The sequence below is a fragment of the Vicinamibacterales bacterium genome (assembly GCA_036504215.1).
Classification (GTDB): domain Bacteria; phylum Acidobacteriota; class Vicinamibacteria; order Vicinamibacterales; family Fen-181; genus FEN-299.
On sequence record DASXVO010000038.1, the window covers coordinates 43,822 to 58,094 of the forward strand.

Below are 14,273 nucleotides of genomic sequence, written 5' to 3' on the forward strand. Positions count from 1 at the left end.
TCACGCGAGCGCGGACGAGCCGGGGGGCCCGGGTGAGGCCGACGACCCTCACCCCTGCTGACGCCGCAGGAACGCCGGCACGTCCAGAGGGGACGTGTCGTCGTCATCGGCAGCCTGACCCGTCGGCGGTTCGGCCGGCGTGCCGTTCACGACGGCCCGTCCCTGCTGCGGCACCGAGATCACTGCCCGCCGCCGCACCGGAATCGACGGTGCGGTCGACCCAACCTCGGCAGCCGACGCCCCCTGGTGGTGTTCCTCGTACCAGCCGTCGTAGTCGTGGCGATGGTTCTCCATGTCCACCGGCGTCTTCGCGGAGGACCGCGAACGGCCGGGGCGACCCTCGGTGAAGCCGGTGGCGATCACCGTGATCTTCACGCGGTTCTCGAGGCTCGGGTCGACGACCGCGCCGAAGATGATGTTCGCTTCCTCGTGGGCGGCCTTGAAGATGATCTGCGATGCGTCGTTCACCTCGCCGATCCCGAGGTCACTGCCGCCGGTGATGTTGATGATCACACCGCGGGCGCCGTCCACCGACGCGTCTTCGAGCAGCGGGCTCGAAATCGCTTTCCGCGCCGCTTCGATGGCGCGGTCCGGGCCCTCGGCGGTTCCCGTGCCCATCACGGCCACGCCCATCCCGCTCATGATCGTCTTGACGTCGGCGAAGTCGAGGTTGATGAGGCCAGGCACGAGGATGAGATCCGAGATGCCCTGGATGGCCTGTCGCAGCACGTCGTCCGCCGCCTCGAAGGCGCGCAACAGCGTCAGGCCGCGATCCACCGTGAGCAGTCGCTCGTTGGGGATGGTGATCACGCTGTCCACCGTCTCGCGCAGTTCGGCGAGCCCCTGATCGGCCTGGCGGTTGCGCCGGCCGCCCTCGAAGGTGAACGGCTTGGTCACGACGGCGATCGTGAGTGCGCCTATTTCGCTGGCCAGGCTGGCGACGACGGGCGCAGCGCCCGTGCCGGTGCCGCCGCCCATGCCGGCCGTCACGAACACCATGTCGGCATTGTCGAGCACTTCGAGCAACCGCTCGGTGTCCTCGAGGGCCGCTGCCCGGCCGATGTCGGGGTCTGCGCCCGCTCCGAGGCCCTTGGTCAGTTTCTCGCCCAACTGCACCTTGACTGGAGCCACGCTCTGCTGCAGCGCCTGCACATCGGTGTTGGCGACGATGAATTCGACGCCGGGGAAACCGGCGCGCACCATCCGATTGACGGCGTTGCCGCCGCCACCGCCCACGCCAATCACCTTGATCCGCGCACCGAGCCGGCGAGGGTCGTCACCAAGCCGTATGCGCATCGACTCTGTCGTAGAATCGATGCCGGTGTCGGATTGCTGCTGCTGCGGGTTCGCCATTCGGGCCTCCAGGTCACGCAACCATCGGTCTGTCAACGTGTCGATGTCTCATCGGGCGTGCCGACCACCGGCCGACGCCATGTCCTGTCGTTCACGGCCGCGGCTCTCGTTCCGGCGCCGCCACGGATACCTGTGGCCGCAACAGCGCCAGCCGAGCGAACAGCGTGGTGCGGTTCATCGGTCCGTGGGCCGTCGGCACCAGCGTCACGAGTGGCGCCGGTGCCGCGCGCGGCGCCGTTGTCCCAACTGGTGACGCCTTCCTGGGACGTCCTTCGACCCGGCCTGCGTGTGACGAACCCTCATGCCTCACGTCCATCAGAGAAACTCCCGAAGCAGCCGTCCGAGCTTGCCGGCTGCGCGCGAAAACGGTCCACCGCCCGTGCTTGGCGTCTCGCGCAGCCACTGCGCGTGTGCGCGCTGCGCCAGCCCGACGGCGGTGGCAAACGCCGGGCTGTTGACGTGATCCGCAAGGCCACCCCCGATGTCGGCCGGGCAGCCTCGCCGGATCGGGAGATCGAAGATCTGTTCGGCAATTTCCGGCAGTCCGTTGAGAATCGCGCCCCCTCCGGTCAGCACGATGCCCGAGTTCAGGGCCTTCTCGTACCCCGCATGCCTGATCTCGTCCCACACCAGGTGGAAGATCTCCTCGGCCCGCGGCTGCAGGACTTCGGTCAGAATCCTGCGGCCCATCACGCGGGGCCGCCGCCCGCCGACGCTGGCCACCTCGATGGTCTCCTCGTCCTCGACCATCGCCGACAGGGCACAGCCGCTCCGCTGCTTCAGCTTCTCCGCCTCGGGGATTGGCATGCGCAGGCCGACCGCGATGTCGTTGGTGAAGTGATCACCGCCGACCGGAACGACCGCGGTGTGCCACAGGCTCCCACGCTCGAAGATCGCCAGGTCGGTCGTGCCCCCGCCGATGTCGAGCAGCGCCACGCCGAGTTCCTTCTCGTCCTCGGTCAACACCGCATCGCTCGCCGCCAGTTGACCGAGCGCCGTGCCCTTGACGTGGACGCCCGCACGGTTGACGCAGGCGACGATGTTCTGCGTCGCCGTCACGCTTCCCGTCACGACGTGGACGTTGACTTCCAGCCGCGCCCCCGTCATCCCAATCGGGTCGCGGATGCCATCCTGGTCGTCCACGACGAAGTCCTGCGGCAGCACATGCAGGATCTGTCGGCCGGTGGGAAGGGAGACCGCCTTGGCGGCGTCGATGGCGCGGCCCACGTCCTCGTGCGTGATCTCCCGGTTCTTGCCCGCAACTGCGACGACGCCCCGACTGTTGAATCCCTTGACGTGCGGTCCGCACAGGGCCAGGTGCACGTTGTCGATCTCGATGCCCGCCGTCAGCTCCGCCTCGACGACGGCTCTCTTGATCGAATCCACCGCGGCGACGAGGTTGACGACGAGGCCGCGACGGATCCCGTGCGACTCGGCCACACCCATGCCGACGATGTTGAGGCTGTTGTTCTCGCCAGGTTCCCCGACGATGGCAGTCGTCTTCGACGTGCCGATATCGAGTCCGACGAGATAGCGCTCTCTACGTCCCACGCCCCCTCCGCTCCTGCCCTACCGCCCTCGTGGTCTGCACCCGCCGGCGCGCGCTCGTCCGCGATGCGCGCCGTCAGTGGTTCGATGCCGGCGACGCGCCCGTCCTTCGACCGGTGACCGGTGCCGCGATCGGCACCGTGCTGGCCTGCGCCCCGACGTACACCCGCTCCCCGAATCTCAGATCGACGTAATCGATGGCCGGCACCTGGTCGCGCAACGCTGGTGCGAGGTCCAGATACGATTGCAGCCGTTCGAGGAACCGGTCGTCGCCCAGTCTGACGCGCGCCGTGTCCTGGTCCACGATCACCACCGCATTGTGCGGGTCCGAGACGTCGAGCTGCGAGATCCGTCGCGCCAGCTCCGGCTGGCGGCGGACCGCGCCCAGCACCCGCTCGGCCAGCGCCGCCCGCCGTTCGTTCAGTGTCGCGTCCGCGGAAGTCTCCAGCCTCAGGCCATCGACGATCGGCAGATCGAGCTCGGCGTACCGCGGGCCGTATTCGTCGATCACCCGGCCATGGTCGTCCACCAGGAACAGCTCGTCGTCGATGCGCCCGATCGCCAGGGGGTGTCGCTCGACCACGACGACCTCGATCGTCGACGGCAGCGAACGGCGGAGCGTGACGCTCTCCACCCATGGACACGCGAGCACCCTGGCTCTCCATTCCTCCAGGCGCAGGCTCAGGATGTTGCGCCCGCGAATGCCGGCGACGAGCGCGAGCACCTCCCCCTTCGACAGTTGCTGATGACCCGACACGGCGATTCGGCTGACCTGCAGCACGGGCGCCCCGAGCAGCCCGGCCGTCGTGAACCAGCAGGAACAGCCGACCATCACGAGCAGCACTACGATCTTGACGAGGCGCAGCCAGCGCCGCCAGGAGGTGCGACGACGCCCGGGCTTCACCTGCGCACGCAGGAAACGACGATCGGCTGGAGCAGTGACTGGCACGTTGTCGACTCCGTCTTACTCCGGGTGCGTTCCGGGCCGTTCTCGTAACCGCAACGCGGCGATGATGCCGTCCGACGCCGCGCCGATCGAGCCTGCCCCGAGCGTGATGACCACGTCGCCCGGTCGCGCGATCTCGGCAACGCGAGCCGGCACGTCCCGGACGTCCTTCACCAGATGCAGCGGCACGGTCACGCGCCGCCGGATCTCCTCAGCCAGCGCCTCGACGGTCACGCCCGGGAGTGGATCTTCACCGGCTGCGTAGATGTCCGTGAGGACGATTTCGTCGGCGCCGGAGAGGGCCGGCCCGAATCGATCGAGCAGCCGCTTCGTCCGGCTGAATCGATGGGGCTGGAAGACGACGACCAGCCGTCGATCGAGCGCCGCACGCGCCGCCGCTATCACCGCCGCCATCTCGGTCGGATGGTGACCGTAGTCCTCGATGACCCGGACGCCATCCGCTTCACCGTGATCCTCGAACCGACGCTCGGCGCCGCGGAACTCGTCGAGGGCGCTCGCAATGCGGTCGAACGGCACCCCGAGCTCCACGCCGACCGCGACGGCCGCCAGCGCGTTCTGCAGGTTGTGCCGGCCTGGCACGTGGAGCACGAGTTCGCCGAGCACGGCGGCCTCCGGGGCTCTGGCGTGGCCGGGTGCACGGGTCCGTACGACGGTGCACCGCCAGTCGAAGCCCGCGCCGGACACGCCGGTCCCGCGATACTGCGCATCGGCCGCATCCAAGCCGTACGTGATCACGCTTCGCGACATCGCCGTCAGCAACTGCCGCAGATGGCCATCGTCCGCGCAGGCGAAGATCGTGCCGTAGAACGGCACCTTGTTCGCGAAGGTGACGAATGCCTGTTGCAGGTCCTCGAAATCGCGGTAGCTCTCCAGGTGCTCGTGGTCGATGTTCGTGATGACCGCGATGGTCGGCGTCAGCTTCAGGAACGACCGATCGCTCTCGTCGGCCTCCACGACCATGTACTCGCCCCGACCCAGACGTGCGCTGCTGCCGAACGCGCTCAGGCGGCCCCCGATGACCGCCGTCGGGTCGAGGCCCCCGCGCTCGAGCACGAGCGCGATCATCGACGTCGTCGTCGTCTTGCCGTGGGCGCCGGCCACCGCGATCCCGTACCGCAAACGCATCAGCTCGGCCAGCATCTCGGCGCGCGGGATCACGGGGATTCGACGGCGCGTCGCTTCGACGATCTCGGGGTTCGTTGGTCGGATCGCCGACGAATAGACGACGACGTCGGCATGGCCGACGTGCTGCGCCTCGTGGCCCTCGAACACCTCGACCCCACGCGACGCCAGATGGACGGTGACCGGGGAGAGTCTCGTGTCGGACCCACTCACGGCGTAGCCCAGGTTGGCGAGCAGTTCGGCGATACCGCTCATGCCGCTGCCACCAACGCCGACGAAGTGCACTCTCCGGGTTCGTCCGAGCACGTTACTCCTTGCCACCGCACCGTTCGCCGGCGCCAGCCGGCGGCGACTCATCGCGGCCGGTTGCAGCGCCCAACCGTCTTCTGCTCGAGCCGTGTCGGCGGATGGTGAAACGGGTCCGCCCCAGTGGCTCGGTGGTGTCGCGCACGTCGATCGAACGCCGGGTCTACCCGCCCTCGTAGATCGCCGACGCCTGCTGCGAGATGTTCAGCAGGATTCCCATCGCCACGAGACTGATCGCCATGGACGACCCGCCGGCGCTCACGAACGGGAGCGGAATGCCCTTGGCGGGCATCAGCCCGATCACGACGCTGATGTTCACGAGCGCCTGCAGGCCGATCATCATCGTGATCCCGAGGGCGACCAGGCTTCCGAATGCGTCCGGTGCCTGCCTCGCGACAACCAGGCCGCGCCAGATGATCACGGCGAAGCAGATCAGCACCACCGTGGCGCCGATGAGTCCCCTCTCTTCCGCGATGACGGCGTAGATGAAGTCGCTTTGCGCCTCGGGCAGGTAGAACATCTTCTGCACGCCCTGCATGAAACCCTTGCCCCAGACGCCGCCGCCGCCGACCGCGAGCAGCGATTGACGGATCTGGAACCCGATGCCCTGCGGATCGGCCGACGGATCGAGGAACGCGAAGATCCTGGCGCGCCGGTACGGCGCGGCCCACAACAGCAGACCCATCACCGGCAGCGCCGTGCCGCCGGCCGCGAGGACCCACTTGTAGGCGATGCCGGCGACGAACAACATCGCACACGCGATTGCGCACAGCGCGGTCGCGCTGCCCGCGTCCGGCTCGCGCCAGATGAGGGCTCCGAACACCGCGAGCACCAGACCGACCTTCACCAGGCCCGGCGGGAGCGCATCCTGCTGCTCCACGCGGCGGTCCACCGCCATCGCGACGAACAGGATCGTCACCAGCTTGGCCAGCTCAGACGGTTGGATGCCGAGTCCGTACAGGTTCAACCAGCGATGCGCGTGGTTGACCGGAGGGCTCAGGAACACGGCCACGAGGGCGACGACGGTGGCGCCGAACAGGCCCCACAGCAGCCGCTGGTTCCGATACCAGTGATAGTCCAGTCTCATCGCGGACAGCATGAAAGCCAGGCCGAGGGCGACCCACAGGAGTTGCCTGACCAGGAACCGGCCAGGATCGCCGAATCTCTGCTCGGCCTGTACGACAGACGCGCTGTACACCCAGGCGATGCTGATCACGAGGAGCAGCAGCGTCGCGGTGAACAGGAGTCTGTCGGACTTGAGCTTGCGTGCCATCCTGCTTCGTCCCTAAACCCGATTGGCCTTCGACCCGAAACACTCTGTGCACCGCCCGGGAGACCCTGAGCGGCGAGCAGTCATCAGTCAGCCGGGATCGAGACACCGGCCTCGCAGACCGGGGCAGCCTGCGTTCCCAGCGGACGGCTCTCAATCGCGCGGACCGACTGACGACTGCTCACCGCTCACGGTTCCCGTCCCAACTCCTCGGCGAGTCGGGCCACCTCGCGCTTGAATACCCTGCCGCGTTCCGCGTAGTCGTGGAACATGTCGAAGCTCGCGCACGCCGGCGCAAGGAGCACCGTTCCACCCGGCAGCGAGGCGGCAAACGCCGCCCGGACGGCCTCGGCCATCGATGCCACATCCACGACCGCGACCATGTCGCCGAGTGCCTCGCGGATGATCGGGCGCGCCTCGCCGATGGCAATCACCGCCGTCGAACGGCCCTTCAGTGCAGGCCGCAGGTCGCGAAGGTCTCCGCCCTTGAACTTCCCGCCGATGATCGGCACGAGCCGCTGCCCGAAGCTCTCGATCCCGCGTCGCGCCGCATCGACATTCGTGGCCTTCGAGTCGTTGACGAACCGGATGCCGGCCACGGTCATCACGGGTTCGAGCGCGTGCTCGAGCCCCGTGAACCCCGCGACGGCCTCTCGAATGGCTGCCGGCGGCACGCCTGCGAGCCGGGCCGTCGTCACCGCTGCCACCACGTCGGTCAACAGGTGACGGCCGATCAGCTTCACGTCGCTGACCGGCAGGATCGGAACGTCGTCTCGTCCGGGGTGCCGATCGACGATCCATCCGTCGTTCACCACGGTCCCCTGTTCGATCCTCCTCTCGACCGCGAAGAACCGCGCCGGCGCCTTGGCGCGACGTTTCGCGAGCGACAGCGCCGGGCGATCGTCGGCGTTGATCACCGCCCAGTCCTGCTGGCCCTGGTTGGCGAACACCCGAGCCTTCGCCGCGGAGTACTCCCGAAGATCCTTGTGCCGGTCGAGGTGGTCCGCCGACAGGTTCAGCAGCACGGCGATCCACGGGTGGAACTCGACCGTCGTCTCGAGCTGGAAGCTGCTCACCTCCACGACGTGGACCATGTCGTCGGTGGACGACTCGATCTTGGCGGCGAGCGGTGCGCCGATGTTCCCGGCGACGGACCCGGGCACACCCCCCGCCGCCAGCATCCGCCCGATGAGCGTCGTCGTCGTCGACTTCCCCTTGGTTCCCGTGACCGCGATGATCCGACCGCGAAGGAGCCGACTCGCCAGTTCGATCTCACCAATGACCGGCACGCCCCGGCGCCGCGCACCCGCGAACACTGGCTGACGACACGGGACACCCGGGCTCAGCACGACCATGTCGGCGTCATCGAACGTCGCGGCGGTGTGCGCGCCGAGTGCGAGCGTCAGGCCCGAGTCCCTCAATCGCGCCTGGTCCGGGAGGTCGCCGTTCAGGTCGGCCAGCGTGACGCGCGCACCGTGCCGGACCAGGTACTCCGCGGCGGCAATGCCGCTGCGGGCGGCCCCGACGACGACCACGCGCGTGCCGGCGACCTCCAACTCGGACATGGTTTCCGTCCCTCTTTCCGTCCGCGGCGCTATCGAAGCTTGAGCGTTGTCAGGCTGAAGAGCGCGCAGATGATCGCCATGATCACGAAGCGCGTCATCACCTTCGTCTCGGTCCAGCCCGCCAGCTCGAAGTGATGGTGCAGCGGCGCCATCCTGAACACGCGCCGGCCGGTCAGCCGAAACGACGCCACCTGCACGATCACCGAGAGTGCCTCGAGCACGAACACCCCGCCAACGATGACCAGCAGGATCTCCTGCTTGATCAGGATCGCAACCGTACCGAGCGCCGCACCCAGGGCGAGCGACCCCACGTCGCCCATGAAGATCTCAGCGGGGTGGGCGTTGTACCAGAGAAACGCCAGGCTCGCCCCCACCAGCGAGCCGCAGAACACCGTCAACTCGCCCGCCTCCGGCAGCCGGATCAGCAGCAGGTACTCCGCAAACACACGGTGGCCGGTCACGTACGCCAGCGCCGTGAACGTGGATGCGGCAATCGCGAACGTGCTGATGGCCAGGCCGTCGAGGCCGTCGGTCAGGTTGACGGCGTTCGAGGCACCCACGAGAACGACGACTGCGAAGACCGCGTATCCCCACCCGAGGTCCGGAATCAGCCGCTTGAAGAACGGGAAGATCAGCCGCGTACTGTAGAGCGCGTGCTCCGACAGCACGAGGAGCGTGATCCCGACCGTCACCGCCACCGCCACCTGCCACGCGAGCTTGAAGCGCGGCCGCAGCCCGTGATGTGAATGGCGGACGATCTTCAAGTAGTCGTCCGCGAACCCGATCGCGCCGAACGCCGCGGTGGTCAGCACGGCGATCCACACGTCCACGTTCGTCAGATCGGCCCACAGCAGTGTGGGCACCAGCGCCGCCCACAGGATCAGCAGGCCGCCCATCGTCGGGGTCCCGGCCTTCCCCCGGTGGCTGGCCGGTCCCTCGTTCCGGATCACCTGCCCGATCTGGAACTCCCGCAGCGTCCTAATCAGCCACGGACCGAGCACGAGCCCGAGCGCCAGCGCCGTCAGACTCGCGGCCGCCGTACGGAACGTGATGTACCGCGTCACGTTCAGCGCGGGCATCCACCCACGCAACGGGTAGAGCAGGTGGAAGAGCATCAGCCGAACTCGGCGGCCAGGCGATCCACCACCCGTTCCGTCCTGATGCCGCGCGACCCCTTCACCAGCACGAGATCCCCGGCGCGCACCGCGGCCGCGACCAGGTCCGCCGCCGCCTCACTGGTCTCTGCGTGGCACACCTGCGTCGCCGGCAAACCCGCGTCCAGGCTCGCTCGGCCAAGTGCCCGCGCCGGCTCGCCACCGACCGTAATCAGCAGCGAGAGCCCGGACGCTGCCGCCACACGGCCGCACGTTTCGTGCAGCGCCACGCTCTGTTCGCCGAGCTCGAGCATCTCGCCGAGCACCGCAACACGCCGCGTGAATCCCCGTTCAGCCGCGATGACCTTCAGCACACCCTGGACGGCCCGCGGGTTCGAGTTGTACGCGTCGTCCACCACCGTGACGCCACCGGGAAGCCGCATCACCTCACCGCGATGAAGAGCGGGGCGCAGCGTCTTCGCACGTTCCACCATGTCCGCCAGCGGAACGCCGAACTGCAGTCCAACTCCGATGGCCGCCAGCGCGTTGGCCATGTTCCCCCGCCCGAGCAGCGGCACCAACAGATGCGCGTCGCCGTCGTTCGTCCGAACGAGCGCGCGCGTGCCGTCGAGTCCCGCGTCCTCGATATCGAGCGCCTGCACCGTCGCACCGTCCGAGGCGCCGAAGGTCACGCGCAGACCTGGGAACTCCTCGGTTCGCACCATCACGCGCGGATCGTCCGCATTGGCGACGAGCACGGTCGTGTCCCGCGCGTTCTCCAGGACCTCGGCCTTCGCGTCGGCGATGGCATCGAGCGACCCGAAGAACTCGATGTGTACCTCTGCGACGTTCGTCCACACCCGCACGTCCGGTTCGGCGATCGCCACCAGCCTGCTGATCTCTCCGACGTGGTTCATCCCGAGTTCGACCACCGCGACTTCGGCCCCCCGTCTGAGCTCGAGCAGCGAGAGGGGCAAGCCGATGTGGTTGTTCAGGTTTCCGCTCGAACGCATCACCCGGTGGCGCAGGCTCAGGAACGCGGCGGCCATCTCCTTCGTCGTCGTCTTCCCCGCGCTCCCGGTGATGCCGACGACGCGGGCCCCGGACTTCCGGCGGACCCACCGGGCGAGCCGCTGAAGCGCGTACGTGGTGTCGGGCGCCACAATCAGCAATCGGTGGCCGAGCCGCGCCGGATCGAGGCCCGGCATCGGCCGCCCGATCAGGACGCCGCACGCCCCGCGGTCGAGCGCGTCATCGACGAACTCGTGGCCGTCCAGCCGTTGTCCCTGTATGGCGATGTAGAGATCACCGGGTTCGAGCGTTCGGCTGTCGATCGAGAACCCCGACACCTCGGTGTCAGGAGCCCCCGAGAGCTGCCGGCCCTTGACCGCGTCGACGATGTCAGCCGCCGTCACCCTCATCCCGTCCCACCAGTCGAAAGCCACTCCTCGAAACCACTCCCGGAGCGGTCCAGGAACGCCGGCTACGCGCCGCGCCGGCGGTCCAACGCCTCGCGGGCCACCAGGACGTCGTCGAACGGCAGTTCGCGGTCGCCGATGACCTGGTACTTCTCATGGCCCTTCCCCGCCAACAACACGACGTCATCGGGTTTCGCCAGGCTGATCGCGCGCTCGATCGCAGCCCGTCGATCGACAATCCCCATGTGCGGCGTGGAGCGCGGCGGCGTGTAGTTCTGCTGGGCCTCGCGCGCGTCGGCGGGCCGCGCACGTTCCGACGGCACGACGATGCCGCGCTTGATCTCCTCGATGATCTCGGCCGGATCCTCGCCCCGTGGGTTGTCCGAGGTGACAATGACGAGATCGCTCAACCGCGCGGCCACCGCGCCCATCAGCGGCCGCTTCGTGCGATCCCGCTCTCCGCCCGCACCGAACACCGTGATGAGGCGCTGCCGGGCGAGCGGGCGCGCCGTCTCCAGCAGGTTCTTCAGCGCGTCGTCGGTGTGCGCGTAGTCAACCACCACGGTGATGTCGTCGGCGGGACCGGAGACGACCTGGAACCGGCCGGGCACGCCCTCGAGCTCCGCGAGCCCGCGCTCGATGGCCGCCGTCGGCAGGTCGCACGCGATCGCCGCGCCGATCGCGGCGAGCACGTTGTACACGTTCGGCCGCCCGACGAGGCGTGACCGCACCTGCACGGCGCCCCTCGGCGTCGCCGCGGCAAAGCTGAGCCCCTGGAGGGAGTCGACAATTGCGGTCGGGTGGATGTCGGCGCGGCGATCGATCGCGTACGTCAGCGAACGCCGGGCGGTTCCAGCCAGCAACGCCCCGCGCGGGTCGTCGAGGTTGATCACGGCGGTCGCCGAGGGCGACAGCATCTCGAACAACCGCCGCTTGGCCGCGAAGTACGAGTCCATGTCGCGGTGGTAGTCGAGGTGGTCGCGCGTCAGGTTCGTGAAGACCCCTGCGGAGAACTCCGTCTCGTCCACCCGGTGCTGCGACAGCGCGTGCGAGGAGACTTCAATGGCCGCCGCCAGGCAGCCCTTCGAGACCATCTCCCGCAGCATGTGCTGGACGTCGACGGCCTCGGGCGTGGTTCGCGTCGCGCTACGCTCCTCGTCGCCCACACGGTAGACCACCGTACCCAGCATGCCGCATCGGATGCCGGCCGCCTCGAAGAGCGCGCTGACGAGATACGCCGTCGTCGTCTTGCCGTTGGTCCCGGTGATTCCGACCACCTGCATCTCGCGGCTCGGATGCTGGTAGAACGCACCGGCGAGCCTCGCCAGTGCGAGGCGCGCATCGGGCACGACGATCCACGGCGCCTGGAGATCGGGAGGCGGAGCACTCTCGCTCACGACGGCCAGCGCGCCCCTCGACAGCGCCTGCACCGCAAAGGCGCTGCCGTCGGACTTCAGGCCCTTCAGCGCGATGAACACCGACCCCGCCGTGACCTTCCTCGAGTCGTACGCGAGGCCCTTGACGGGTCGACCGAGCGCCGAGTCCGGGTCCACGCCGGTGGGCGGTGCGAGATCGCCGAGCGCCTGCAGGAGTTCACCGAGCGTCATGGACGCAACCCCGGGTTGACGTCGCGGTTCGGCTGCCGGCCGAGCCCGAGCTTGCACGAGCCGCCTTGTTCGAGCGGCGTGCCCGGCGACGGGTACTGCTCGAGCACGATGCCGTCGCCGGCAAGGCGCGCGCTCAATCCGAGGCGCGCGAGCACTCGAAGCGCCTCGCGTCCACTCAGACCGCGCAGTTCCGGCAGCACGATCTGGCCGGACGCATCGGCCCCCGGCGGGGGCAGAATGGTGAGCGGCACGGCCGGCCCCGCAACCCTGACGGCGCCGTCCGGATGGCGGACCAGCACCGGGGGAACCGGGTTGATCGTGGGGCAGACGGCCAGATGCCGCAGGGCGTCCTCCGCGATCCGCTTGAACACGGGGGCCGAGACCACTCCACCGTAGTAGCCGTGACCGTGCGGCGAGTCGATGACGACGATAATCGTGAGCACCGGACTTCGCGACGGCACGAAGCCGACGAACGACGAGTTGTAGTCGGTCTTCGAATAGTGCCCGTTGACCAGCTTGCCGGCGGTTCCGGTCTTGCCGGCAACGGTGAAGCCCTCGATGGCCGCCGTCTTGGCCGTGCCGCGCTCCACGACACCTTCCATGATCGACGTGAGTTCAGCCGCCGTCTCCGGCGTCACGGCCCGGCGGATGACCTTCCGCGGGACCACCGCCCGCCTGTTGCCCTCGATCACCGCCCTGAGCACCCGCGGCTGCAACAGTTCACCGCCATTCGCGACGGCGCTCGCCGCGGCTGCCATCTGGAGCGGCGTCACCCCAATCTCGTAGCCCATCGAGACGGATGCCAGCGTGCTGTCGGTCCACTTCGCGGGATCCCAGACGATGCCGGCGTTCTCGCTGGGGAAATCGGGCGAGAGACGCGTCCCGAAACCGTAGCGCCGGACGAACCGACCGAGCCGGTCGGCCCCTATCCGGAAGCCGATCTTCGCCGCGCCGATGTTGCTCGACTTCACGATCACATCGACGAAGGAAAGCACCCAGTGGGGGGTCGTGTCCCTGATGAGCCTGGAGCCGAACGCGTATTGCCCGGCGCCCGTGTCGATCATGTCGCCCGGCGACATCACCTTCTCATCGAGCGCGGCCGAGGCGGTCACGATCTTGAACGTGGAGCCCGGTTCGTAGACGTCCTGCACGGCCCGATTCCGGCGCTCGTCTTCCGGCGCCTTGCCGAACGCGTTCGGGTTGAACGTCGGCTCGTTGGCCATCGCCAGGATTTCGCCGGTCGTGGGATCCATGATCACCACGCTGCCACCCCGGGCGTTGTTCTCCTTGACGCCGATTTGCAGCTCGCGTTCGGCGATGTGCTGCAGGTATTCGTCGATGGTCAACTCGAGCGTCGCACCCGGCACCGGCGGATCGCCCACCCGGCTGAACGTGTGCTGCAGGGCGTCGTTCTGGACGAGCACCATCCCTGATCGCCCCCGGACCGTCCGGTCATACGTCGCCTCGAGACCGCTCAGTCCGTTGCCATCGACGCCGACGTAGCCGAGCAGGTGCGCCGCAAGCTCGCGATTCGGATAGAACCGCCGCGGCTTCGCCATCAGGCCGATCCCCTCGAGCTTCAGAGCGCTGACGCGACGGGCCTGTTCGATCGAGACCTGCCGGCGCACGTACGCGAAGTACGCGGTGTGACGGTCGAGCCGCTTCGTCAGGTCGGCGACCTCCGCAGGTCCGCAGTCACCGAGCGCCTCGCACAGTCGGGCGGCTGTAGCGGCGGGTATCTGCACGTCTGCCGGTACCGCGATGACGGCGTCCCCATCGACGCTGTACGCGAGCAGGCGGCCGTGGCGATCGAGGAACTCTCCCCGCCGCGCGGGCACCTCAATCAGCCGCATCTGCTGGCGCTCGGCCAGCGCCTGGAACTCCTGGTGCTGGTAGACCTGCAGGTCCACGAGGCGGCCGACGATGCCGACCGACCAGAGGGCGAAGATCGCGCCGACGATCAGGAGGCGGGTGCGGACCACGCGTCGCCAGGCGTTCGCAGCGGGCTGTTCGACCATGAGGC

At 68.5% G+C, this 14,273-nt stretch carries 10 protein-coding genes; all 10 read right to left on the minus strand.

The features are described 5' to 3' along the window. Nucleotides 1-48 precede the first annotated feature (48 nt). The 10 genes from ftsZ to VGK32_11010 all read right to left on the minus strand — a co-directional run bounded on the left by ftsZ (nucleotide 49) and on the right by VGK32_11010 (nucleotide 14,268). Nucleotides 49-1,353 carry a cell division protein FtsZ gene (ftsZ, locus tag VGK32_10965; GenBank protein HEY3382280.1) on the minus strand — a complete coding sequence of 435 codons (1,305 nt, stop codon included), beginning with the start codon at nucleotides 1,351-1,353 and terminating at the stop codon, nucleotides 49-51. Between the two features lie 315 nt (nucleotides 1,354-1,668). After that, on the minus strand, nucleotides 1,669-2,904 hold the full coding sequence (gene ftsA / locus VGK32_10970) for a cell division protein FtsA (protein HEY3382281.1): 1,236 nt from the start codon (nucleotides 2,902-2,904) through the stop codon (nucleotides 1,669-1,671). 73 nt (nucleotides 2,905-2,977) lie between these two features. Beyond that, nucleotides 2,978-3,850: an FtsQ-type POTRA domain-containing protein gene (locus VGK32_10975; GenBank protein HEY3382282.1), complete on the minus strand. Its 873-nt coding sequence runs from the start codon at nucleotides 3,848-3,850 to the stop codon at nucleotides 2,978-2,980. Nucleotides 3,851-3,865: 15 nt separating this feature from the next. Beyond that, nucleotides 3,866-5,296, minus strand: coding sequence for a UDP-N-acetylmuramate--L-alanine ligase (gene murC / locus VGK32_10980; protein ID HEY3382283.1), 1,431 nt, complete (start codon nucleotides 5,294-5,296; stop codon nucleotides 3,866-3,868). A gap of 163 nt (nucleotides 5,297-5,459) precedes the next feature. Next, nucleotides 5,460-6,569, minus strand: a complete 1,110-nt coding sequence (gene ftsW / locus VGK32_10985) for a putative lipid II flippase FtsW (GenBank protein ID HEY3382284.1) — start codon at nucleotides 6,567-6,569, stop codon at nucleotides 5,460-5,462. Between the two features lie 185 nt (nucleotides 6,570-6,754). Next, the gene (murD, locus tag VGK32_10990) at nucleotides 6,755-8,131 is read right to left on the minus strand and encodes a UDP-N-acetylmuramoyl-L-alanine--D-glutamate ligase (protein HEY3382285.1); all 1,377 of its coding nucleotides are present in this window, start codon (nucleotides 8,129-8,131) and stop codon (nucleotides 6,755-6,757) included. 29 nt (nucleotides 8,132-8,160) lie between these two features. Further along, on the minus strand, nucleotides 8,161-9,246 hold the full coding sequence (gene mraY, locus VGK32_10995; protein ID HEY3382286.1) for a phospho-N-acetylmuramoyl-pentapeptide-transferase: 1,086 nt from the start codon (nucleotides 9,244-9,246) through the stop codon (nucleotides 8,161-8,163). Next, nucleotides 9,246-10,670, minus strand: a complete 1,425-nt coding sequence (gene murF, locus VGK32_11000) for a UDP-N-acetylmuramoyl-tripeptide--D-alanyl-D-alanine ligase (protein HEY3382287.1) — start codon at nucleotides 10,668-10,670, stop codon at nucleotides 9,246-9,248. Before murF ends, mraY begins: the two co-directional genes overlap by 1 nt. 38 nt (nucleotides 10,671-10,708) lie before the next feature. Further along, a complete protein-coding gene (locus VGK32_11005; protein ID HEY3382288.1) occupies nucleotides 10,709-12,250 on the minus strand; it encodes a UDP-N-acetylmuramoyl-L-alanyl-D-glutamate--2,6-diaminopimelate ligase in 1,542 nt (513 codons plus the stop codon). Next, complete coding sequence (locus tag VGK32_11010) at nucleotides 12,247-14,268, minus strand: penicillin-binding protein (GenBank protein HEY3382289.1); 2,022 nt, start codon at nucleotides 14,266-14,268, stop codon at nucleotides 12,247-12,249. The genes VGK32_11005 and VGK32_11010 overlap by 4 nt, the downstream gene beginning before the upstream one ends. Nucleotides 14,269-14,273 lie beyond the last annotated feature (5 nt).

Bases quoted from the DNA above. Each gene is read 5' to 3' on its own strand.
- ftsZ (HEY3382280.1), bottom strand. From the start codon at position 1,353: ATGGCGAACCCGCAGCAGCAGCAATCCGACACCGGCATCGATTCTACG.
- ftsW (HEY3382284.1), bottom strand. From the start codon at position 6,569: ATGGCACGCAAGCTCAAGTCCGACAGACTCCTGTTCACCGCGACGCTG.
- murD (HEY3382285.1), bottom strand. From the start codon at position 8,131: ATGTCCGAGTTGGAGGTCGCCGGCACGCGCGTGGTCGTCGTCGGGGCC.
- mraY (HEY3382286.1), bottom strand. From the start codon at position 9,246: ATGCTCTTCCACCTGCTCTACCCGTTGCGTGGGTGGATGCCCGCGCTG.
- VGK32_11005 (HEY3382288.1), bottom strand. From the start codon at position 12,250: ATGACGCTCGGTGAACTCCTGCAGGCGCTCGGCGATCTCGCACCGCCC.
- VGK32_11010 (HEY3382289.1), bottom strand. From the start codon at position 14,268: ATGGTCGAACAGCCCGCTGCGAACGCCTGGCGACGCGTGGTCCGCACC.